The sequence below is a fragment of the Actinacidiphila paucisporea genome, from assembly GCF_900142575.1.
GTDB classification, from domain to species: domain Bacteria; phylum Actinomycetota; class Actinomycetes; order Streptomycetales; family Streptomycetaceae; genus Actinacidiphila; species Actinacidiphila paucisporea.
On the sequence record NZ_FRBI01000017.1, the window covers coordinates 119,022 to 141,640 of the forward strand.

17 protein-coding genes, 1 tRNA gene and 1 pseudogene are annotated in these 22,619 nt (G+C 69.9%); 9 read left to right on the plus strand and 10 right to left on the minus strand.

What is annotated here, in order from left to right:
* Nucleotides 1-357: 357 nt before the first annotated feature.
* From BUE44_RS23680 to BUE44_RS23690, 3 genes are all read right to left on the minus strand, one after another.
* Nucleotides 358-816 carry a type II toxin-antitoxin system VapC family toxin gene (locus tag BUE44_RS23680; RefSeq protein WP_073500998.1) on the minus strand — a complete coding sequence of 153 codons (459 nt, stop codon included), beginning with the start codon at nucleotides 814-816 and terminating at the stop codon, nucleotides 358-360.
* Nucleotides 806-1,075 carry a prevent-host-death protein gene (locus BUE44_RS23685; RefSeq protein ID WP_073500999.1) on the minus strand — a complete coding sequence of 90 codons (270 nt, stop codon included), beginning with the start codon at nucleotides 1,073-1,075 and terminating at the stop codon, nucleotides 806-808. Before BUE44_RS23685 ends, BUE44_RS23680 begins: the two co-directional genes overlap by 11 nt.
* A 309-nt stretch (nucleotides 1,076-1,384) precedes the next feature.
* Nucleotides 1,385-1,990, minus strand: a complete 606-nt coding sequence (locus BUE44_RS23690; RefSeq protein WP_073501000.1) for a 3'-5' exonuclease — start codon at nucleotides 1,988-1,990, stop codon at nucleotides 1,385-1,387.
* Between the two features lie 348 nt (nucleotides 1,991-2,338).
* Here BUE44_RS23690 and BUE44_RS23695 point away from each other — a divergent pair, with 348 nt between their 5' ends.
* Nucleotides 2,339-2,974, plus strand: coding sequence for a leucine-rich repeat domain-containing protein (locus BUE44_RS23695; protein WP_235002384.1), 636 nt, complete (start codon nucleotides 2,339-2,341; stop codon nucleotides 2,972-2,974).
* Nucleotides 2,975-3,850: 876 nt separating this feature from the next.
* Here the strand turns inward: BUE44_RS23695 and BUE44_RS23700 are convergent.
* On the minus strand, nucleotides 3,851-4,900 hold the full coding sequence (locus tag BUE44_RS23700; RefSeq protein ID WP_073501001.1) for a TRADD-N-associated membrane domain-containing protein: 1,050 nt from the start codon (nucleotides 4,898-4,900) through the stop codon (nucleotides 3,851-3,853).
* Nucleotides 4,901-5,043: 143 nt separating this feature from the next.
* On the opposite strand from BUE44_RS23700, the pseudogene BUE44_RS23705 reads away from it, so the two are divergent.
* Nucleotides 5,044-5,931: pseudogene (locus BUE44_RS23705) on the plus strand (tyrosine-type recombinase/integrase); the annotation flags it as partial.
* A 625-nt stretch (nucleotides 5,932-6,556) separates the two neighbouring features.
* Here BUE44_RS23705 and BUE44_RS23710 read toward each other — a convergent pair.
* Both BUE44_RS23710 and BUE44_RS23715 read right to left on the minus strand, forming a co-directional pair.
* Nucleotides 6,557-8,104, minus strand: coding sequence for a PQQ-dependent sugar dehydrogenase (locus tag BUE44_RS23710; protein ID WP_073501003.1), 1,548 nt, complete (start codon nucleotides 8,102-8,104; stop codon nucleotides 6,557-6,559).
* A gap of 788 nt (nucleotides 8,105-8,892) precedes the next feature.
* Nucleotides 8,893-8,966: transfer RNA gene (locus tag BUE44_RS23715), tRNA-Gly, on the minus strand.
* A 357-nt stretch (nucleotides 8,967-9,323) separates the two neighbouring features.
* Here BUE44_RS23715 and dcd point away from each other — a divergent pair.
* Complete coding sequence (gene dcd / locus BUE44_RS23720) at nucleotides 9,324-9,899, plus strand: dCTP deaminase (protein ID WP_073501004.1); 576 nt, start codon at nucleotides 9,324-9,326, stop codon at nucleotides 9,897-9,899.
* Between the two features lie 12 nt (nucleotides 9,900-9,911).
* Here the strand turns inward: dcd and BUE44_RS23725 are convergent, their stop codons facing one another.
* From BUE44_RS23725 to BUE44_RS23735, 3 genes are all read right to left on the minus strand, one after another.
* Entirely contained in the window at nucleotides 9,912-10,328 is a 417-nt protein-coding gene (locus BUE44_RS23725) for a DUF2000 domain-containing protein (protein ID WP_073501005.1), read from the minus strand.
* 100 nt (nucleotides 10,329-10,428) lie between these two features.
* Nucleotides 10,429-11,241: a Yip1 family protein gene (locus BUE44_RS23730; protein WP_235002386.1), complete on the minus strand. Its 813-nt coding sequence runs from the start codon at nucleotides 11,239-11,241 to the stop codon at nucleotides 10,429-10,431.
* A gap of 124 nt (nucleotides 11,242-11,365) precedes the next feature.
* Entirely contained in the window at nucleotides 11,366-13,636 is a 2,271-nt protein-coding gene (locus BUE44_RS23735; protein ID WP_073501006.1) for a (Fe-S)-binding protein, read from the minus strand.
* Nucleotides 13,637-13,901: 265 nt separating this feature from the next.
* On the opposite strand from BUE44_RS23735, the gene BUE44_RS23740 reads away from it, so the two are divergent.
* From BUE44_RS23740 to BUE44_RS23760, 5 genes are all read left to right on the plus strand, one after another.
* Nucleotides 13,902-14,846: an LCP family protein gene (locus BUE44_RS23740; RefSeq protein WP_073501007.1), complete on the plus strand. Its 945-nt coding sequence runs from the start codon at nucleotides 13,902-13,904 to the stop codon at nucleotides 14,844-14,846.
* Nucleotides 14,847-14,938: 92 nt separating this feature from the next.
* Nucleotides 14,939-16,822 carry a molecular chaperone DnaK gene (dnaK, locus tag BUE44_RS23745; protein WP_073501008.1) on the plus strand — a complete coding sequence of 628 codons (1,884 nt, stop codon included), beginning with the start codon at nucleotides 14,939-14,941 and terminating at the stop codon, nucleotides 16,820-16,822.
* Nucleotides 16,819-17,499 carry a nucleotide exchange factor GrpE gene (gene grpE, locus BUE44_RS23750; protein ID WP_073501009.1) on the plus strand — a complete coding sequence of 227 codons (681 nt, stop codon included), beginning with the start codon at nucleotides 16,819-16,821 and terminating at the stop codon, nucleotides 17,497-17,499. Before dnaK ends, grpE begins: the two co-directional genes overlap by 4 nt.
* Nucleotides 17,500-17,534: 35 nt before the next feature.
* Nucleotides 17,535-18,731 (plus strand): molecular chaperone DnaJ, encoded by a 1,197-nt coding sequence (dnaJ, locus tag BUE44_RS23755; protein ID WP_073501010.1) that lies wholly within the window; start codon nucleotides 17,535-17,537, stop codon nucleotides 18,729-18,731.
* Between the two features lie 4 nt (nucleotides 18,732-18,735).
* Nucleotides 18,736-19,224 carry a heat shock protein transcriptional repressor HspR gene (locus BUE44_RS23760; RefSeq protein WP_407640046.1) on the plus strand — a complete coding sequence of 163 codons (489 nt, stop codon included), beginning with the start codon at nucleotides 18,736-18,738 and terminating at the stop codon, nucleotides 19,222-19,224.
* A 59-nt stretch (nucleotides 19,225-19,283) separates the two neighbouring features.
* Here the strand turns inward: BUE44_RS23760 and BUE44_RS23765 are convergent, their stop codons facing one another.
* Nucleotides 19,284-19,691: a pyridoxamine 5'-phosphate oxidase family protein gene (locus BUE44_RS23765; RefSeq protein ID WP_073501011.1), complete on the minus strand. Its 408-nt coding sequence runs from the start codon at nucleotides 19,689-19,691 to the stop codon at nucleotides 19,284-19,286.
* A 286-nt stretch (nucleotides 19,692-19,977) separates the two neighbouring features.
* Here BUE44_RS23765 and clpB point away from each other — a divergent pair, with 286 nt between their 5' ends.
* On the plus strand, nucleotides 19,978-22,581 hold the full coding sequence (gene clpB / locus BUE44_RS23770; RefSeq protein ID WP_073501012.1) for an ATP-dependent chaperone ClpB: 2,604 nt from the start codon (nucleotides 19,978-19,980) through the stop codon (nucleotides 22,579-22,581).
* Nucleotides 22,582-22,619 lie beyond the last annotated feature (38 nt).

The window sequence follows — 22,619 nt, forward strand, 5'->3', positions numbered from 1 at the left end:
CGGCCGTGCCTCCTTCTCAGGGCCTCGACCCACACCGCCGGACGCGCTTTCCCCGGGGGCCCAGAAAGCGAATGGCACCAATTGACCGCCATATGCGGTGCGGCAGTGGTGCGGGTTCTTCAATTGGTCCAGACAACAAACAAGCCCCAAGTCAATGACCTGGGGCTGTGCAATGGAGCGTATGACGGGAATCGAACCCGCGCTCTGAGCTTGGGAAGCACGGGGGTCTCATCGGCATCCGTGCTGGTCAGGGATGTGAGCGGTCCTGAAGTGTTCGCGAGACCGGGCCCGATGGTGACCGTAGTTGACCGCTCTGTACCGCTGTGCGTGGTGCGGATGTGGTGCAGCGGGCAATAGCTACCGGTCGTGGAGGACGGTGGGTCGTGTGACCGGTACGACGGTGAGGAGGCCGTCGAGGCCCTTGTAGTCGTCGGGGTTGGTGGTGAAGAGGGGGAGTTCTTCGGCGATGGCGATGGCGGCGATCATGAGGTCGGCGACGCGGCGGCGGGGTTTACGTCCGGCGCCGATGACGGCGGCGCAGACCCTGCCGTAGATGCGGGCGGCTTCGGTGTCGAAGGGGATGGGGTCGAACTCGTTCTCGGCACGTTGCAGGATGTCGAGGCGGCGACCCCGCTCCGTGTGCTCGTCGTAGTCGCTCTGCTCCTCGTTCCTGCGCACCTCGTGCGGCCCCGCGGAGAGCTCGGCCAAGGTGATCGCGGTGATCGCCACCTCGGCTGGAAGCTCCGCGGGATCGAGCCACCTGCGCAGGATGACGATGTTGGTGTCGAGCAGGCCCTGGGCGTACTCAGCGGGCATAGGGGTCGTCCGCCTCCTGCTCGGCTGTGGCGTCCTGGTCGGCCCGGAACGCCTCCAAGGAGACGTCCGACGCAGTACGAGACATGGCGGCGAACTCCGAGCGTGGGACGAACCGCCGACGCCGGCGGAGCGGAACCAGTTCCCCGATCTGATGCCCGTCACGGGTGACGGTGAAGGACTGCCCGCCCTGGACGGCGTCCATGATCTCTTTGGACCGGCTGCGCAGATCGCGCTGGGTGATCTCGGGCTGAGCTGTCATGGAACCAAGGTAGCACCTGGTAGCACCACGTGCTCTTGCTGTAGATGAGGACGAGGCCCGCGCTCTGGGCTTCGGCGGCGAGGGTGTCGGCGATGCCCTGGCAGGTGATCCATTCGGTCGAGGTGGCGGTGTGGTGGTGCGTCTTGGGGAGTCCGAGGGCACCGGCGCGTTTGTCCAGGCGGCCGGTGCGGGTCACGGTCAGGCCGTGGCCGCGGAACTCATCCTCGATCGGCTTCCGTAACAGGGTCTTGCCCGTGGAGTGCGTTCCGGTGATGCCGATACGGGTGGGCGCGGAGGCAGGGGCGGGGGTCACCACAGCGTGGGGTCCTCTTCGGGTCGGGGGGCTCCGGGCAGGCTGGGTGGGACGGCTGCGGTGACGAGTTCGTCCCAGGTGGGGTAGTGGGCGGCCATGGAGATGAGCAGTTGGGCGGTGGCGTAGGCGTCGTAGGTGGCGCGGTGGCGGCCCGCCGCGGGCGCGGCGCTCAGGTCGGGGGCGAGGTGGGTGATGAGGGTGTCGAGGCTGTATCCGGGCAGGTCGGGGTGGGTGGTTTTGGCCAGGCGGAGGGTGTCCAGGACGCCTGTGGGGTGCCAGTCGGGGAGATGGGCGGTCAGGACGCGGTAGTCGGTGTGGGCGTTGTGGGCGCAGATCCATGCGGTGCCGAGCAGGTCGTGGACGGCGCCGGAGAGGTCGTCCCACGGGGGTGAGTCGGCGAGGCAGTCGTTGGTCAGGCCGTGGACGTGGGCAGCGCGCGGGGTCACTGGCCGGGGCGGGCGGATCAGCCACGCCCCGGCGGCGGAGGTGTCGGGCCGGCCCTCGCGGATCGGGAGGGCGGCGACTTCGACCAGGTCCGGCGGGCTGGCGCCGTTGCCCTCGACGTCCACGACGAACAGGGGCGGCCAGGCGCCGTAATTCACGGGGCGGTTCCGTTCTCCGCCGGGTCGGGCCAGCCGATGGGGGCGCGTCCGTGCAGGCGGTGGTGGTGCGGCTTGCTGCGGTCGTGGCACTGGAAGCCGTAGCCGTGCTGGAGGAAGTAGCGCAGCGGTTCGTCCAGGCCTTCGACGATGATGGCGCGTTCGTCGATCTCGACGGGGCCGGTTGCACCGAGGACACGTGCGTCGGCCGTTACCTGGGCGAGGCCCGGATGTACTCAGGCGACGGTGAAGCGGCCGTGGAGGACCGAGGCGACCGTGTGAACGCCGGGCGTCGATACCCTGCCCGCATAGGGAAGTGCAGACGGAGCGCCAGGACACGTCGTCACCTGGGTGGAATCATCTCCCCTGGCGTTGATCGAGGATGCTGTCGCCGACGGGCGTGAGCTGTTCAAGCCGCTGGTAGAGCTCACGGCGGAGGAGCGGCGGCAGGTCATTACGCTCCCGCCCACGATCGCTCGTCTCAAGGCGGTGCGGCATCTTGTGCTCTACGGCAGCAACCTGGTCCGCATTCCGCCGGAAATCGGGCAGATGGAGAGCTTGGAGGAGTTCAGCCCCTACACCTCCCACCGACTGCACTGGTTTCCTTACGAATTGACTCGGTGCAGGAACCTGATGCGCAGCACGGTCAGTACTCGCTCGCTCTACGGAAACATCAAGCTGTGCCCCCATTTCCCTTTGCTCCGCGAACGAGAGCTGTGGGCAGCCGAACCCGATGCCGGCCACATCGAGCCCGGCGCCTGGGGCGGCGAGGCGATCCGCTCCTGCAGCGTCTGTGACCAGACGCTTCCCCTCTCGGGCCCGCACCAGGTCTGGATCTCCTTGCGCGTTGCCACCGATGTGCTGCCGCTTCTGGCCAACGCCTGTTCCCCGGTCTGCATCGAAGCGCTGCCCGAGCCTCCCACCAACTATGTGGCCACTCCCCACCGGGGCGGCCAGGAGGTCGCGCAGCCGCCGACGCGTTACTGACGAAGACCCCCGCCGGGTAGCGAGACCAAACCTGTCACCCAGCCATGCGGCAGCCCCAACTGCGGTCATCGGTCACATCCGCGTGCCGCGATTCACCGCCCAATGGCACGGGATATGGCACGCGCTCTCGAATTGGTCCAGACAACAAACAAGCCCCAGATCAATGACCTGGGGCTATGCAATGGAGCGGATGACGGGAATCGAACCCGCGCTCTGAGCTTGGGAATCACAGGCGCGCTTCCGGCGTCGGTGCCGGTCAGCGCCACGTGCAGTCCTGAAGTGGCCGAGCGGCCCGCGCTATTGGTGACCGCGGCTGACCGCACCGTACCGCTGTACGTGGTGCGGATGTGGTGCGGCCGTGCGACTCGCTCAGCATCGCCGAGCACCACCTGATCGGCAGCAGGGCAATACTGCTTCTACGACGTCTCTCGACCTGAGCCCGGTGGCCTGCGCCGACCGGTCAGCCGACCTCTGTGCCGCGCGCAGGCGAAGACTCATGCTTCCGGGCAGGACGAGGTGAATTCCTCCAGCCATGCGCGGAAATCTTCCGGGCCGTAGAGAAATGTCCCGGGACCGGTCATCGAGTCGGCGCCGCTCAACTCGTCGAGTGCGGGCTAGACCGCTTCCTGTCCCAGCAGCAGGTCGTCACCCTGCATCGTCTCCAGTGCCCAGTCGGCGATCCCGGAGACATCGGCGGCGGAATCATTCACCAGCGATTCCAGCCTCGTCTTGACACGATGGGTAAGGCGCTCGTCCTTTCCTCTCAGGCTCGTGGGTGTTGTCAGAGAGTTCCGATGAGGTATGAGGGATGCGGGCCGGCGTTCAGGCCCGCTCCGGGCCGTTTTCTGGTCCACTTCCGGCCCGTGGTCCGGCGGCTCAGCGCCGCGCCGCGGCCCGGCGGGTGCGGGTCGCCCGCCTCGCGGCGGACGGAGGCGCGGGAGCGGCGGCGGGGTTGATCGTGCCGGCCGCGGTCTGCGCCTGGTTCCCCGCTTCGAGCACCGAGGTGACGATCTGCCGCAGCGCCTCCTCGCGCTGTCCGCTCGCCTCCAGGTTGTTCGCGATGCGCTCGGCGGCGAGGAAGTAGCCGTTCAGCACGGGCTGGTTGAAGTAGTGGTTCATCTGGGCCAGCGCCTGCTTGTAGACCATCATGTACGTACGGCCCAGGTAGCCGGAGAGCGCGGAGCCCAGCGCGGCGACGCCCCCGACGACGAGCTGCTCCGAGGTGCGGCTGAGGGTGAAGGACAGGGCCGCGGCGCCCGCGATGACGGCCATGCCCACGCCCATGGCGGCCAGGCCCGAGCGGAAGGACTTGTTGGCCTGCCGGGTGGCGATGTCGTGGTATTGGTCGAGCAGAACCCGGTTGAACTCGACGATCGCGGGCAATTCCATGTTTTCCCGGAGGCGTTTGGCGGCCTGCTCCACCTGCCGCTCGCGCTCCGCGGTACGGGCCGCCGTCGCGACCAGCCCGAGGAAGAGGACGACCAGCGACCCCATCAGCAGCACCAGCGCAAGGTAGCCGACGCTGAATCCGGCGATATCGCGGTTCTTGTCCTGGTACTCGGGCTCCTGGGCGACGTAGTACGTGAGATAGCCGCTCGCGGGGAGCAGGAGCAGGAAGGTCGCCGTGATCACCAGCCGGCGCAGGTACCGGGAGATGGGCAGCAGCCGCCGCATGGTGGCGTCGGGTAATCGCAGGAAGCCGTAGAGGAGGGTGGACAGCGGCTTGTCGGCGTCGAGCAGATTCCCGACGCCGTCGATGGCGTTCACCAGCAACTGGCGGGCGTCGTTTCGGGGCTCCTCCCGGACGTCGTCCGCGGCCTCGGCGTCCTTCCCGCCGGCCTGCTCCGGCGAGCGGTCGCCGCCTGCCTCGACCTCCGCCGGCGGCGCGGCCCGCTCGACGCTCTGCTCCGCCGCGTTCTCCTCCACGTCTTCCCCCCGGACGTCAGAGGGCCGCGCCCCGGCGGGTCGGAGCAGCGGAATGGTCCCTCGCCGCCAGTGTCCGTCATGTGCGGCGGCGGCACGGGGGATGTTGCGCACCTGTGATCCGGCAGGGTTTGGGCCGGTCTGGGCGGCGGCTGCGGCTCCATCTCCTCCCGACCCTTGGGACGGTGGACCTCGGCGGGATCACGCCCCCGACCGTGCGCGCATGGCGGGCTGAGCGGCTGGCAGCCACCGGATCGACCACCGTCGCCAAGGCATACCGGCTGCTCAAGGCGATCTTGCAGACGGCGGCGGATGACGAGCTGATCCCGCGCAACCCCTGCCGGATCCGCGGGGCGGGCAAGGAGTCGGCGCCCGAGCGTCCCATCGCCACCGTCGCCCAGGTCGACGCCTTGGCGGACGCCATGGGGCCGCGCTGGCGCCTGATGCTCTTCCTCGCGACCTACGGCCCGGCCCGGCCAGAGGAACTGGCGGCGCTGCGGCGGCTGGACATCGACACGGAGGATGTGGGCGTGTGGATCCGCTCCGCGGAGCCTGAACCCGCGACGGGTCGCCGCGCCCCCGGCGACACCAAGTCCGATGCCGGGCGGCGCTTTCTCGCCCTGCCGGGCTTCATGCGCAAAGACCTGGAACGGCATCTCTCCTGGTGGGCCGAGAAGAAGCCGAACGGGCTGCCTTTCGTGGGGGAGAAGGGTGCTCCTTTCCGGCGTTCTACGTTCGGCCGGAATTGGCGGAAAGCCCGCGCGAAGGTGGGGCTCCCCGGTGACTTCCGCTTCTACGATCTCCGGCACACCGGGCACACCCTGTCCACCCGGAGCGGCGCGACGCTCAAGGACACCACGGTGCGGGCCGGGCAGTCCTCCGAGCGTGCGGCGCTGATCTACCAACACTCGGACCGTGAGCGGCAAAAGGAGGTGGCCGCCGGCATCGACGCCCGGGTGCAGAACGAGCGGTGCCGTGCTGCGGGGAAAGCCACCGCCGAGGAATCGGGCACGCAACGGGCAGGGCATAACTGAGGTGGTCCAGACAACAACAAAGGCCCAAGTCATTGACCTGGGCCTTTTCCGTGGAGCGGATGACGGGAATCGAACCCGCGCTCTGAGCTTGGGAATCACAGGTGCTCGGCCGGCGTACCTGCTGGTCAGGCGGCTCGCGCGCTGTCCGGCGGCTCACGTCCGCGTGCCCGCGTCTGGCCGTGGCGTACCGCTGGACCTGGTGCGCAAGTGGTGCGGGGTGATGTCTGAAGCCCCTGCAGCCGTCCGGCTTCGGTATCGCCGGCGTCCCGTGCGGCGGCCGTACTCTGTTCGTTGGGAACGTGGCGGGCAGCTTCGCGGGCGACATGCCCGCTTTTCGCTTTCTTGGAAGCTGGTCCAAAGCGGGTCGACTCCATGGGAAACGCGCAGGTCAGTCAGACTGCTCCGCGCGCCCGCAGGGACCCGGCGGCGAGGCCGAGGAGGGGCGCCGAGGATGACCGCTCTCCGCGTCCGCGGGGATGGACCCGGTGCCGGCGGTAGAGCGTAGGCGTGCGTTCGCCGACGCGGCGACCAGTGAGCCCTGTCGCTCGGCGGCACTGACGGGGAACGGCCGTCGGTACCAAGGCAGCTTGCCGGTGGTACCGACGTCAGCCCGTTCCCTGTCTCCTCAGCTTCCGGTGCGGGCGCAGGATGCCTTGTTGAGAAGGAAGCGGCCCGGTGCGGACCGGTCGTCCGTGTGGGAGGCCAGATAGCCCAGGGTGATGGAGCCGCCCGGCGGGATTGCCGAGTTGTATCCGGAGTCGGACGCAGTGTAGAGGTCGCCGATGTTGGTCAGGGTGGTGTTCCAGTCCGAGATGACAGCCTGCCCATAGGGCAGCGGGAACTCCAGCGCCCAGCCGTTGATCGGGGTTGTGCCCCTGTTCGTGACGGTGAGATAGACGGCCATGCCGGTGCCCCAGACGTTCGTCGTGACGGCGACCTGACAGGTCGGCGTCGTGTGCGCGAACGAAACCCGGTGCAGGCCGCCGGGGAGGTCGTTGACCACGTAGAGCTCGCCGTCAGGGGTGGACCCGAAAGCCGTCACCTGGGTGGGCATCTGGCCGATCGCGGCCTGGCGGAGGACGCCGTTGCTGTCGGGGCGCAGCGCCCAGATGGTGGACGTGCAGTAGTCGGTGGCGATGTACGTGCCTCCGGCCAGTTCAGCGAACTGCCGGCCGCGGTAGACCTGGCCGCCGATGACCGCGCAGCTACCGTTGTAGTGCGAGTAGTAGAAGTCCTGGGCGCGGTAGCGGGCACCGGACGAGCACTGGGACGCGTCGAAGACCTGCGGCCCCTCGTAGCACGACCAGCCCAGGTTGGTTCCGGGCTGCTCGTTGCGCGTCAGGTGGTCGATCTCCTCCCACAGGCCCTGGCCGACGTCAGCCACCCACATCGACCCGTCCGCGGGGTCGAAGGAGAACCGCCAGGGGTTGCGGGCGCCCCACACCCAGATCTCGCCGCGGGCGCCGGCGACACCGGCGAACGGGTTGTCCGCGGGGATGCAGTACGGGAGCGCACCGCAACTGCGGCTCACGTCGAGGCGGAGGATCTTGCCGAGCAGGATGTCGGTCCGCTGCCCGCTGTCGAAGGGGTCACCGGCACCACCGCCGTCGCCGATGCCCCAGTACAGCTTGCCGTCGGGGCCGAAGGCGAGCTGGCCACCGTTGTGGTTGGTGTAGTCGGCGTGCGGCTGCTGCAGCAGGACCTCGAGGCGCGCGTCGGCGAGGCTGTAGCGGGCAAGGGTGACCGCACCGTCGGGCAGCGCGGTGAAGGCGAGGTAGAACTGCCGGCCCTGGACGAAGTCCGGGGGGAGGGCGATGCCGAGCAGTCCGCGCTCGTTGTCCGACGAGTCCACCTGGGACGTGATGTCCAGCAGCGGGGTGGAGGCGAGCCCGGTGGCCGGGTCGTAGACGCGAACCCTTCCGAACTTCTCGGTGATGAACAGCCGCCCTGTGCCGTCGTCGGGCGCGGCCAGGGCCGTCGGGCGTTGCAGGCCGGAGGCGACCTGGGTGGTGGTCGCGGTGATCTCCTCCAGCGGTACCGCCGAGGCGACGGCCCGCGACTCCGTGGAGAGCGGGGCCTCGGCAGACGAGGCGGGGAGGGAGAGGGGACCGGTCACGAGCACCGGGAGTGCGAGCAGCAGGCCGATCCATCGGCGACGTAAGTGTCTCAACATTGCGGCTCCAGCGAGGGGGGACCCGTTCGGGAAGCGAACGAGCAGTGCGGGACCGTACTTTCGTCGGAACTACATGTGCCTCGCGGGACGCTACTGCCTCTCCCCCCTAGGTGCCAGGCCGTCTCCCCGTGGATGTCCCCGTATTTCCTTCCGCTTCTTCGATCCGTACGGCGGCACCCGTCTGCATGCCGGTTCGGCAAGATCCTCTGTGTGCCGGCGACCGGGAAATCACGCTGGGCGGGCGACAGGCACCGACCGACGGCGAGGAGAACGGAGACGCAAGGACCGGACATCACGGCCGCGGATGTCGGTGCGAGGTCTTCGAAATCTCCGGCGAAACCGGGGCGGTCACCGGATTCGCGGCCGGGTCCATGGCCGGGTCCGTGCGCGGAGGCGGTGGATCGGGGATGGACGAGGCGAGGGCCGCTCGCAGGCATTCGGCACCGGGGCGGCCGTCGACGGCAGCGACTTGCGTGCCCCCGAAGGGCACGGCCATGCGGCAGGCCCCATTCGAGCGACTTTCCGGATTTCCGTCCCGCGTTCCGCGCCGCCCGCGTGTGTCGTACCCGAGCACATCATGGGCGGTCCCGTGAACTCAGAAATCTGTCCGCGGCCCGCTGGAGGTCCCGGTTCAGGGCTTCGCGCCCTCAGCGGCACGGGGTCATCGCCGGGTATCGAGGAAAGGAATGGCACCAATTGACCGCCAGAAGTGGTGCGGAAGTGGTGCGGGTTCTTCAAATGGTCCAGACAACAACAAAGGCCCAAGTCATTGACCTGGGCCTTTTCCGTGGAGCGGATGACGGGAATCGAACCCGCGCTCTGAGCTTGGGAAGCTCATGTTCTACCATTAAACTACATCCGCTAAAAAGCCCCCCGAATGGTGCTTCGCGAACACTCTACCCTACGTGCGGGTGGGGCGGGGGGAGGTGGCGGGTGCGTGGGGCGGTGTGGCTGGCAGGGGTGGGGTGGGGGATCACCTAATGTGGGGGTTTGTCGGCCACGCGGACTTGGGGAAGGGGCTTCATGGAGCGCACTGTCGTTCGTTGTGCGGAGGGGCATGTGTTCACCACCGGGGTGTTTCCGTTGCAGCAGTTGGGGGTGCAGCGGTTGGGGCCGGGGCGGTTGGTCAGGTGTCCGCGGTGTGCGCGGCTGCGGCATGCGGTGCCGGTGGGGGAAGGTGCCAGCGGGGGGAAGTAGCGGCAGGGGTTAGGGTCGTTCCGTGCTTCTCTCAGACAAGGACATCCGGACCGAAATCGACAACGGGCGCGTGCGCGTCGACCCGTACGAGCCGTCGATGGTGCAGCCGTCGAGTATCGACGTGCGCCTGGACCGGTTTTTCCGGGTGTTCGAGAACCACCGGTATCCGCATATCGACCCGGCGGTCGAGCAGCCGGATCTGACGCGGCTGGTGGAGCCGGAAGGGGACGACGCCTTCATCCTGCATCCCGGCGAGTTCGTGCTGGCCTCGACGTACGAGGTCATCTCGCTGCCGGACGATGTGGCGTCGCGGCTGGAGGGGAAGTCCAGTCTGGGGCGGCTCGGGCTGCTGACGCATTCGACGGCCGGGTTCATCGACCCGGGGTTCTCCGGGCACGTGACGCTGGAGTTGTCGAACGTGGCGACGCTGCCGATCAAGTTGTGGCCGGGGATGAAGATCGGGCAGCTGTGCCTGTTCCGGCTCACCTCGCCGGCCGAGTTCCCGTACGGGTCGCAGCGGTACGGCTCGCGCTACCAGGGGCAGCGCGGGCCGACCGCCTCCAGGTCGTATCTGAACTTCCACCGCACCCAGGTGTGAGGCCCGCGGGCCTCAGGGGTGCATCCGGGCGCCCTTGAGGGTCTTGTCGACGGCGTTGCGCGGGCCGTAGACCGCCAGGCCCACCAGGTCGAGGCCGGCGGTCGGGACGGCGCGGACGGCCGCGCGGTTGTCGGCGTCGTTGCCGGTGGCGAAGAGGTCGGCGGTGAAGACTGCGCTGGGCAGCACGCGGGACAGCGCCCGGGTGTGGGCGGCCGTCAGGACGTCCTTGCCGCCCTCGAAGACCAGCACCGGCTGGCGGAACATCGGCAGGTACGCGGTGCCGTCGGCGTCTTCATAGGGCTCGCCGACGACTTCGGGCAGCTGCGTGCCCAGGCCGCTCACCAGGAACGCCGTCACGTTCAGCCGCTGCCACGGCTCCAGGTCCTCGCGCAGCAGCACGGCGATCTTCGTATCGAAAGCTGTGGTCATGGGCCAAGACTGCGTGCCGTGCGGGGCGCGTGTCTTGTACGTTCCTGGCCTGTGTCCCGGGCCCGGGCCCTGCGTCCCGGGCCACCGTCCCCCGGCGGCCTCAGATCAGCGGGAGCTTGAACAGCATCAGCAGCGCCACCAGTTGGATCGACGACGCCCCCAGCGCCTTGAGCCACGGCAGGTCGTGGGATTTGCCGACCATCGACGTCATCAGGGCCGCGCACGCCAGCCAGGTCAGCCAGCCCAGCAGCTGGACGAAGCTGTTGCCGCCGCCCAGGAAGAGGGCGAAGAAGAGCCGCGGGGCGTCGGTGAGGGACGTGATCAGCAGGGCCAGGCCGATGGTCGGCGCCCAGGCGCCGTCGCCGCCGAGCTGGCGGGCCAGGGTGTTGGTGACCGCGCCCAGGGTCAGGCCGCACAGGGTGACGGCGATGGCGGTGGTGACGACCCAGGGGACGCTGGCGGACAGGTTCGCGTCCAGGACGTCCTTGCGGGCCGCGTCGAAGCCGAAGACGGCCAGCAGGCCGTAGACGAAGGTCACGGTGAGCGCGGGGCCCCACATGCTGTGGTCGCGCATCTGCCAGAAGGTGCGGCCGGGGCGCAGCAGGATGCCGCCGAGCAGCTGCTTCCAGTGCAGCCGCGGGCCGGCCGGCGGCGCGCTGGCCTGGCCGGCGCGATAGGTCGCCACGTTGTCGTCGGGGGAGCCGTACGCGTACGGGTCCGCGAGCTGCGCCGGCTCGCCCAGCGTGAACGCCCGGGTGTGGCCGGGGGCGTCGTCGTACGCGGGCGGCTGGCCGTACGCCGGCGGCCGGCCGTGGTGCCCGGGCTCGCCGGAGGGCGCGTACTGGCCGTACTCGGGCGGGTAGCCGCCCGGTACGTTCGGGTCCTGTCGTCGTCGGTTCTCGAATCCACCCACGTCTTCGAACGTACCCGCTCCCCGGCGCCCGACCCCGGGCAGCCGAATCCGGGCGCCGCTTTGCTGCCAACCTGTGACACGTCGCGGCGGCGCCCGAAGGGGCCCGGGGTCGACCGGTGAGGCGTCAGCCGGCGGCGGCGTCCGCGCTCGCGTCGGCGGGGACCGCCATGGCCGGGGTGCGCACGGAGTCGAGCAGCAGTTGTGCCACGTCCACGACCTGGAGCGACTCCTTCGCCTTGCCTTCGTTCTTCTTGCCGTTGACGGAGTCGGTGAGCATCACCAGGCAGAACGGGCAGGCGGTCGAGACGATGTCCGGGTCGAGGGACAGCGCCTCGTCGACCCGCTCGTTGTTGATGCGCTTGCCGATCCGCTCCTCCATCCACATCCGGGCGCCGCCGGCGCCGCAGCAGAAGCCGCGGTCCTTGTGCCGGTGCATCTCCTCGCTGCGCAGGCCGGGCACCTTGGCGATGATCTCGCGCGGCGGTGTGTAGACCTTGTTGTGCCGGCCCAGGTAGCAGGGGTCGTGGTAAGTGATCAGTCCCTCGACCGGGGTGACCGGGACGAGGCGGCCCTCGTCCACCAGGGTCTGCAGCAGCTGGGTGTGGTGGATGACCTCGTATTCGCCGCCGAGCTGCGGATATTCGTTGGCGATGGTGTTGAAGCAGTGCGGGCAGGTCGCGACGATCTTCTTCGACGCCTTGGGCTTCCTCGTCGAGGGGTCCACCTTGCCGTCCTCGTCGAGGGACTCGCCGAAGGCCATGTTGAGCATGGCGACGTTCTCCGCGCCGAGCTGCTGGAAGAGGAATTCGTTGCCCAGGCGGCGGGGTGAATCGCCTGTGCAGTTCTCCTCGCCGCCCATGATGGCGAAGTTGACGCCGGCAATGTGCAGCAGTTCCGCGAAGGCCTTGGTGGTCTTCTTCGCCCGGTCCTCCAGCGAGCCGGCGCAGCCGACCCAGTACAGGTACTCGACCTCGGTCAGGTCCTCGACGTCCTCGCCGACGACCGGGACCTCGAAGTCGACCTCCTTGACCCAGGCCAGGCGCTGCTTCTTGGGCAGGCCCCAGGGGTTGCCCTTCTTCTCCAGGTTCTTGAGCATCGTGCCGGCCTCCGAGGGGAAGGACGACTCGATCATCACCTGGTAGCGGCGCATGTCGATGATGTGGTCGATGTGCTCGATGTCGACCGGGCACTGCTCGACGCAGGCGCCGCAGGTGGTGCAGGACCACAGGACGTCCGGGTCGATGACGCCGTTCTCCTCGGCGGTGCCGATCAGCGGGCGCTCGGCCTCGGCGAGGGCCGCGGCCGGGACGCCGGCGAGCTGCTCGGGGGTCGCCTGCTCCTCGCCCTCGGCGTTCTTGCCGCCGCCGGCCAGCAGGTAGGGCGCCTTGGCGTGGGCGTGGTCGCGCAGCGACATGATCAGCAGCTTGGGGGACAGCGGCTTGCCCGTGTTCCACGCCGGGCACTGCGACTGGCAGCGGCCGCACTCGGTGCAGGTGGAGAAGTCGAGGATGCCCTTCCAGGAGAACTGCTCGACCTGGGAGACGCCGAAGACGTCGTCCTCACCGGGGTCCTCGAAGTCGATCGGCACACCGTTGCTGGTCATCGGCTGGAGGGCGCCGAGCGCGACCGGGCCGTGCGCGTTGCGCTTGAAGTAGATGTTGAAGAAGGCCAGGAAGCGGTGCCAGGCGACGCCCATGTTCGTGTTCAGGCCGAGCACGATGGCCCAGATCATCGTGACGCTCAGCTTGACCATGGCGGTGGCGTAGACGAGGTTCTGCAGCGTCTGCGTGCTCAGCCCGCGGAAGCCCGCGACGAGCGGGTACGAGGCGAAGTACCCGGCCTGGTAGTGGTCCACGCCGTGCAGGGCACCCTCCAGGCCGCGCAGCGTCATGATCGCCAGGCCGATGACCAGGACGACGTACTCCACGAAATACGCCTGCCAGGCGGTCGATCCGGCGAAGCGGGACTTGCGGCCGGCCCGGGAGGGCAGGTTCATCAGCCGGATGACGATCAGCGTGATGATGCCGAGGGTGGTGAGCGTCGCGATGAACTCGGTGTAGACCTCGTACGGCAGCCAGTCGCCGATCCACGGCAGCATCCAGTCGGCCTTGAAGAGCTGGCCGTAGGCGTTGACGATCGTCAGGCCCAGGGTCAGGAAGCCGACCGCGACGAACCAGTGGGCGACGCCGATGACGCCCCACTTGTTCATCCGGGTGTGGCCGACGAACTCGCGCAGCATCGTCGTCGTACGCGCCCGCGGGTCGTTCGTGCGGCTGCCGGCGGGGACGGGATTGCCGAGCCGGACGAAACGGTAGATCTGCGCGATGGCGAGGCTGATGAGCGCGACGCCGACCGCGGTGAGGACCAGCGACACGATGATCGCGGCGAGTTGCATGTGGGCTCCTCGGGCCTGCGCACGGTGAACGGTGACTGGACTACTAAGCGGTAACTTAATGCGGTCCTGGCTGAGGTTACCCGGGATCGGGGAGGCCATAAAGCCGCGCCACCGGTGATCTGTGTCGCGCGCCGCACACGCGACATGTATGCCACGCCGATCCGATTGAAACCCGGGCGACCGTGACACATATGGATGAAGCCGACATTCGGCGGTGGACGGACGGCCCATGCTCCACCGGGCGAGTCGCGGGAGGAGTGGCGACATGCGGGCGGTGCTGCGCTGGACGGCGATCGGCGCCGGCCTCCTGCTGGTGCTCGGCGCGGGGCTGTGCCTCGCCTCCTACCGAAGGTTCAGCGCGAACATCACCACCGACAGCGCCGCGGAGCAGGTGCTGGCCGAATACGCCGCCCAGCGCCCTGCCGCCCTGGTGCCGCAGGCGCGCAACATCCTGGTCATGGGCGCGCAGGACGCCTCGCCTGCGATCGGGGGAACGGGCCGGGACGCCGCGGTCCTGCTGCACCTGTCGGCCGACCGTACGCGGGCCGCCGCGGTCGCGGTGCCGCGCGACCTGCGGCTCGGGGTCCCCACCTGCCGCCTGCCCGGCGGCGGCACCGTCCCGGCCGCGTACGAGCCCTTCGCCGCCGCTTTCCGCAGCGGTGGGGCCGCCTGCTCCATCCGGGCCTTCGAGCGGCTGTCGGGGGTGCGGGTGGACCACCACCTGGTGGTGGACGTGCCGCGCTTCGGCCGGATCGCGGACGCGGTCGGCGGCGCCCGGGGCGAGTCCCGGGGCGCGGACCGCGAGCTGCTCGGCGACCCGCGCCGGGACCTTCTGCGGGCGCTCGCCGGCGCGGCCAGGGGCGGCGGGTCGCTCGCCCACCCGGCTCGGCTGTTCGGGCTGCTGGACACCGCGACCTCGGCCGTCACCGCGGACCCCGGGCTCAGCTCGCTCCCCGCGCTGTACGAGTTGGCCGGCGCCCTGCGCCGGCTGCCCGCCGGGGGAGTGACGCTGGTCACGCTGCCCGTGGCGCCGGACGCCGGTACCGCGGGCGGCGACGCGGCGGTACATGGCGGCGCGCCCGGCAATGTACTGCGCCAACCCGCTGCCGACCGGCTGTTCGCCGCACTGCGGGCGGACCGGCCGCCGGCGCCGGACGCCGACCCGTGGGACGGCCCCCGTCACCCGGGTGCGCGCGTTGCACGCCGCTAAGTTGAGTCGGCTCGACTCACGTCTGTTGACAGACAAAAATCACTCAGGCACCCTTGAGCCAGTTCCACTCAAGTCAGCAGGAGGATTTCACCATGGCACGTGCGGTCGGCATCGACCTGGGCACGACTAATTCCGTCGTCAGCGTTCTCGAAGGCGGCGAGCCCACCGTCATCACCAACGCAGAGGGCGCCAGGACCACGCCGTCCGTCGTCGCCTTCGCCAAGAACGGCGAGGTGCTGGTCGGCGAGGTGGCCAAGCGCCAGGCGGTCACCAACGTCGACAGGACCGTCCGGTCGGTCAAGCGCCACATGGGCACCGACTGGAAGATCAACCTGGACGGCAAGGACTTCAACCCGCAGCAGATGAGCGCCTTCATCCTGCAGAAGCTCAAGCGGGACGCGGAGTCGTACCTGGGCGAGAAGGTCACCGACGCGGTGATCACCGTCCCCGCGTACTTCAACGACTCCGAGCGCCAGGCCACCAAGGAGGCCGGCGAGATCGCCGGTCTGAACGTGCTGCGGATCGTGAACGAGCCGACCGCGGCGGCGCTGGCGTACGGCCTGGACAAGGACGACCAGACGATCCTGGTCTTCGACCTCGGCGGCGGCACCTTCGACGTCTCGCTGCTGGAGATCGGCGACGGCGTGGTCGAGGTGAAGGCCACCAACGGCGACAACCACCTCGGTGGCGACGACTGGGACCAGCGGGTCGTGGACTACCTGGTCAAGCAGTTCCAGTCCGGCCACGGCGTGGACCTGGGCCGCGACAAGATGGCCCTCCAGCGCCTGCGCGAGGCGGCGGAGAAGGCCAAGATCGAGCTGTCCTCCTCCACCGAGACCTCGATCAACCTGCCGTACATCACGGCGTCCGCCGAGGGCCCGCTGCACCTGGACGAGAAGCTGACCCGGGCGCAGTTCCAGCAGCTGACCAGCGACCTGCTGGAGCGCTGCAAGACCCCGTTCCACAACGTCATCAAGGACGCCGGCATCCAGCTGTCCGAGATCGACCACGTGGTCCTGGTCGGCGGCTCCACCCGTATGCCGGCCGTGGCCGAGCTGGTGCGCGAGCTGACCGGCGGCAAGGACGCCAACAAGGGCGTCAACCCCGACGAGGTCGTCGCCATCGGCGCGTCGCTCCAGGCCGGTGTCCTCAAGGGCGAGGTCAAGGACGTCCTGCTGCTCGACGTCACCCCGCTGTCCCTCGGTATCGAGACCAAGGGCGGCATCATGACCAAGCTGATCGAGCGCAACACGACCATTCCGACCAAGCGCTCGGAGATCTTCACCACGGCCGAGGACAACCAGCCGTCGGTGCAGATCCAGGTCTACCAGGGCGAGCGCGAGATCGCGGCGTACAACAAGAAGCTCGGGATGTTCGAGCTGACCGGCCTGCCGCCGGCCCCGCGCGGGATGCCGCAGATCGAGGTCACCTTCGACATCGACGCGAACGGCATCATGCACGTCGGCGCCAAGGACCTCGGCACCGGCAAGGAGCAGCGGATGACCGTCACCGGCGGCTCCTCGCTGCCCAAGGACGAGGTCGACCGCATGCGCCAGGAGGCCGAGCAGTACGCGGACGAGGACCACAAGCGCCGCGAGGCCGCCGAGACCCGCAACCAGGGCGAGCAGCTGGCATACCAGACCGAGAAGTTCATCGCGGACAACAAGGACAAGCTTCCCGAGGACGTGAAGTCCGAGGTCGAGGCCGCGATCGCGGACCTCAAGGAGAAGCTGAAGAACGAGTCCACCGACAGCGAGAACACCGCGGCGATCCGCGAGGCCACCGAGAAGGTCGCGGCCACCAGCCAGAAGCTCGGCCAGGCGCTGTACGCCAACGCGCAGGCCGACGGCTCCGCCGGTGCCCAGGCGGGCGCGGGCGACGCCGGCGCCGGCCAGGCGAACGCGGCTGACGACGACGTCGTGGACGCCGAGATCGTGGACGACGAGGGTGCCGACAAGAGGGATGGTGCCGCGTGACGGAGGAGCCGAAGGGCTTCGAGTCGGAGCCCGACGTCCCTTCCGAGGCCAGCGACGAGCAGCCGGACGCCGCCAAGGACGCCGGGGCCGCCGAGGAGGCGGTCCCGGGGGCGGGCGGTGGGGACGCCAAGGAGTTGACGGCCCTGCGGGCACAGCTGGACCAGGTGCGCACCGCGCTCACCGAGCGCACCGCGGACCTGCAGCGGCTGCAGGCCGAGTATCAGAACTACCGCCGCCGGGTGGAGCGGGACCGGATCGCCGTCAAGGAGATCGCGGTCGCCAACCTGCTCACCGAGCTGCTCCCGGTGCTGGACGACATCGGCCGGGCGCGCGAGCACGGCGAGCTGGTCGGCGGCTTCAAGTCGGTCGCCGAGTCGCTGGAGACGGTGGCGGCGAAGCTGGGCCTGCAGCAGTTCGGCAAGGAGGGTGAAGCCTTCGACCCGCTGGTGCACGAGGCCCTGATGCACAGTTACTCGCCGGATGTCACGCAGACCACATGCGTGCAGATCCTCCAGCCCGGGTACCGCCTGGGTGAGCGCAATCTGCGGCCCGCCAGGGTCGCGGTCGCGGAGCCGCAGCCGGGCGCCGGCAAGGGCGACGACGACGCGGCGGAGGATTCCGACGTGGCAGTGGACGCGCCGGACGACGAGGAGACCGGTGGCCCGGACCAGGGCTGACGGTGTGAAGAGAGCGGAAAGGAGGGACGCCGGGGATGAGCATCAGTAGGGACCTGCTGGAAAAGGACCTGTACAAGGTCCTCGGCGTTCCCAAGGACGCCACCGACGCCGAGATCAAGAAGGCGTATCGGAAGCTCGCCCGGGAGTTCCACCCGGACGCCAACAAGGGTGACGCCAAGGCCGAGGAGCGCTTCAAGGAGATCTCCGAGGCCAACGACGTGCTCTCCGACGCCAAGCGGCGCAAGGAGTACGACGAGGGCCGCGCGCTGTTCGGCAACGGCGGATTCCGCCCGGGGCCGGGCGCGGGCGGCACCGGCGGCTTCAACTTCGACCTGGGCGACCTCTTCGGCGGTGCCCAGGGCGGCGCCGGCGGCTCGGCGCCCGGCGGCCAGGGCGGCGGCTTCGGCGGCGGCCTCGGCGACGTCTTCGGCGGGCTGTTCAACCGCGGCGGCGGCACCAGGGTGCAGCCCAGGCGCGGCCAGGACATCGAGTCCGAGGTCACGCTGAGCTTCACCGAGGCCGTGGACGGCGCCACGGTGCCGCTGCGGATGTCCTCGCAGGCGCCCTGCAAGGCGTGCTCGGGCACCGGCGACAAGAACGGCACACCGCGGGTGTGCCCGACCTGCGTCGGCACCGGGCAGGTCTCGCGCGGCGGCGGTGGCGGCTTCTCGCTCACCGACCCGTGCGTGGACTGCAAGGGCCGCGGCCTGATCGCGGAGACGCCCTGCGACGTGTGCCACGGCAGCGGGCGGGCGAAGAGCTCGCGCACCATGCAGGTCCGCATTCCCGCCGGGGTCACCGACGGGCAGCGGATCAGGCTGCGCGGCAAGGGCGCTCCCGGCGAGCGCGGCGGTCCCGCCGGTGACCTCTACGTGGTCGTGCACGTCGGGCGGCACCCGGTCTTCGGCCGCAAGGACGCGAACCTCACGGTGACCGTGCCGGTCAGCTTCGTGGAGGCGGCGCTCGGCGGCGACGTCAAGGTGCCGACGCTGGGCGGCCCCCCGGTCACCCTCAAACTCCCGCCCGGCACGCCGAACGGGCGCACATTGCGCGCCCGTGGCAAGGGTGCCGTCCGCAAGGACGGTTCGCGCGGCGACCTCCTCGTCACCGTCGAGGTGGCCGTGCCGGAGAAGACCGAGGGCAAGGCCCTCGACGCGCTGGAGGCCTACAGGGAGGCAGTCGGGGACGCCGACCCGCGGGCCGAGCTGTTCAAGGCGGCAAAGGGAGCGTGAACGGATGAGCATCGACGGCCGGATGGACGGTACGGGGGCCGGACCGCGTGGTCCCGTCGGCCCGCGCGGCCGCAATCCGTACCAGCTGACCGAGGAGTCCCCGGTCTACGTCATCTCGGTGGCGGCCGAGCTGTCGGGCCTGCACCCGCAGACCCTGCGGCAGTACGACCGCCTCGGCCTGGTCTCGCCCGACCGCACGGCCGGGCGGGGCCGCCGCTATTCGGCCCGCGACATCGAGCAGCTGCGCGAGGTGCAGCGGCTCTCCCAGGACGACGGCATCAACCTCGCCGGCATCAAGCGCATCATCGAGCTGGAGAACCAGGTCGCCGCGCTGCAGGCGAGGGTGGCCGAGCTGACCGCCGCGGTGGAGGGCGCCGCCGCCGTCATCCAGCAGCGTGAGGCGGCGGTGCACGCGTCGTACCGCCGGGACCTGGTGCCGTATCAGGACGTGCAGCACACCAGCGCGCTGGTCGTGTGGCGGCCCAAGGCCTGAGCCGCCGGGCCATGGCCTGTCAGGCCCGGGCGGCAAGGGCGTGGCGGCTCGGGCGTGGTTCAGGCGTTGCCCATCGCCCGGGTGAGGGCGATCTCGATGACGACCCGGTCCGGGTTGGGCGCGGGCGTGCGGCCGTAGCGCTCGGCGTATCGGGAGACGGCGTCGGCGACGCGGGCCGGGTCCTGCGAGACGGTCGCGACGCCTTCGAGGGTCGCCCACCGGCGGCGCTCCACCTGGCAGACCGCGACCCGTGCGCCGCCGGGGCCCGCGGCCCGTACGTGGGCCGCCTTGGCGCTGGCCGTGTTGGTGATCACCCTGGCCAGCCCGGCCTGCGGGTCGTACGTGACGCCGACCGGTACGACGTGCGGTGAGCCGTCCGGGCGGTGGGTGGTCAGCGTGCACAGGTGGTATTCGCGCCAGAAGGCGAGGTAGCCGGCCTCGGGGGCGCGGGGATCGCGTCGAACCATGCCACGACGTTAGCCCGGCCCGGCAGCCGACGGCCCGTCACCCCCGTGTGGGTGACGGGCCGTCCGGCTGTCGTGGGCGGTTGGCCGGGCCCCCTGGCTGACACGCCGCCGTGTCGAACCGCCGAGGCGAAAGCTCCGTGTCGCCCTGTGCGAAGCGAAGTTGAGTGGAATAGACTCAACATCGTTCATGTTCCTGTACGCAACAAGCCACGCACTGTGCTGGGCGGCCCCCGCGGCGGCCAGCACAATGGACGGACGAGAAGCATCCCGAGGAGGACCAGGCCCTGTGGACGCCGAGCTGACCAACAAGAGCAGGGAAGCGCTCAACGCCGCCAATACGCGGGCGGTTTCCGAGGGCAATCCCGACCTGACACCCGCGCACCTGCTGCTCGCCCTGCTGAGCGGCGCGGACAACGAGAACGTGCTCGACCTGCTCACCGCGGTCGGCGCCGACCCGGCGGCGGTCACGGCGGAGGCCGGCCGGCTGGTGACGGCACTGCCGAAGGTGCAGGGCTCGACCGTGGCGCCCCCGCAGGCCAACCGCGACCTGCTCGCGGTCATCGCGGACGCCGCCGAGCGGGCCAAGGAGCTGGGGGACGCGTACCTTTCGACCGAGCACCTGCTGATCGGGATCGCCGTGAAGGGTGGCCCGGCCGGTGACCTGCTCACCCGTCAGGGGGCCGGCGGCAAGCAGCTGCTGACCGCCTTCGAGACCGCCCGTGGGGGGCAGCGCGTGACCAGCCAGGATCCCGAGGGTACGTACAAGGCGCTGGAGAAGTACGGCACCGACTTCACCGCCGCCGCCCGCGAGGGCCGGCTCGATCCGGTGATCGGCCGCGACCAGGAGATCCGCAGGGTCGTCCAGGTGCTCTCCCGCCGCACCAAGAACAACCCGGTGCTCATCGGCGAGCCCGGCGTCGGCAAGACCGCGGTGGTCGAGGGCCTGGCCCAGCGCATCGTCAAGGGCGACGTGCCCGAGTCGCTGCGCAACAAGCGGCTGGTCTCGCTCGACCTCGGCGCGATGGTCGCCGGCGCGAAATACCGCGGCGAGTTCGAGGAGCGGCTCAAGGCGGTGCTCGCCGAGATCAAGGACAGCGACGGCCGCGTCATCACCTTCATCGACGAGCTGCACACCGTCGTCGGCGCGGGCGCCGGCGGCGACTCGGCAATGGACGCCGGAAACATGCTCAAGCCGATGCTCGCCCGCGGCGAACTGCGGATGGTCGGTGCGACCACCCTGGACGAATACCGCGAGCGGATCGAGAAGGACCCCGCCCTGGAGCGCCGCTTCCAGCAGGTGCTGGTGGCCGAGCCGACGGTCGAGGACACCGTGGCGATCCTGCGCGGCCTCAAGGGCCGCTACGAGGCCCACCACAAGGTGCAGATCGCCGACTCCGCGCTGGTCGCCGCCGCGACCCTGTCCGACCGGTACATCACCTCGCGTTTCCTGCCCGACAAGGCCATCGACCTGGTGGACGAGTCGGCGTCCCGGCTGCGGATGGAGATCGACTCCTCGCCCGTCGAGATCGACGAGTTGCAGCGCGCCGTCGACCGGCTGCGCATGGAGGAGATGGCGCTCAAGAACGAGACCGACCCCGCCTCGGTGCAGCGGCTCGACAAGCTGCGCAAGGACCTCGCCGACCGCGAGGAGGAGCTGCGCGGCCTGACCGCCCGCTGGGAGAAGGAGAAGCAGGGCCTCAACCGGGTCGGTGAGCTGAAGGAGGGGCTGGACGACATCGACACCCGGATCGAGCGCGCCCAGCGCGACGGCGACTTCGAGACCGCCTCCAAGCTGCTCTACGCCGAGAAGCCGAGGCTTGAGGCGGAGCTGGAGGAGGCCACCCGCGAGGAGCAGGAGGCCGCGGCCGAGACCATGGTCAAGGAGGAGGTCGGCCCCGACGACATCGCCGACGTCGTCGCCGCCTGGACCGGCATCCCGGCCGGCCGGCTGCTGGAGGGCGAGACGCAGAAGCTGCTGCGGATGGAGGAGGAGCTGGGCCGCCGGCTGATCGGCCAGACCGAGGCGGTCCGCGCGGTCTCCGACGCCGTACGCCGCTCCCGCTCCGGTATCGCCGACCCGGACCGCCCGACCGGTTCCTTCCTCTTCCTCGGTCCGACCGGCGTCGGCAAGACCGAACTGGCCAAGGCGCTCGCCGACTTCCTCTTCGACGACGAGCGCGCCATGGTCCGTATCGACATGAGCGAATACGGCGAGAAGCACTCGGTCGCCCGGCTCCTCGGCGCCCCTCCCGGCTACGTCGGGTACGAGGAGGGCGGCCAGCTCACCGAGGCGGTGCGCCGCCGCCCGTACAGCGTGATCCTGCTCGACGAGGTCGAGAAGGCGCACCCCGAGGTCTTCGACGTGCTGCTCCAGGTGTTCGACGACGGCCGGCTCACCGACGGGCAGGGCAGGACGGTCGACTTCAGGAACACCATCCTCATCCTGACCTCGAACCTGGGCAGCCAGTACCTGGTCGACCCGGCACTGACCGACGACCAGAAGCGGGAGAACGTGCTCAGCACGGTCCGCGCGTCCTTCAAGCCGGAATTCCTCAACCGGCTGGACGACATCGTGGTCTTCTCCGCGCTGGCCAAGGACGAGCTGCGCCGGATCGCGCGGCTGCAGACCGACCGCCTCGCCGCCCGGCTGCGGGACCGCAGGCTGGCCCTCGACATCACCGACGAGGCCCTCGACTGGCTCGCCGACGAGGGCAACGACCCCGCCTACGGCGCCCGCCCGCTGCGCCGCCTGGTGCAGACCGCCATCGGCGACCCGCTGGCCCGCGCCCTGCTGTCCGGCGAGGTCGCCGACGGGCAGACGGTCCGCGTCGACCGCGCGGCCGACGGCCTGATCGTGGGCGCGTCCACCGGTCCCGACCTGGTCAAATGACACCCGCCCCGGGCGGTACGCCGGAAGCGTGCCGCCCG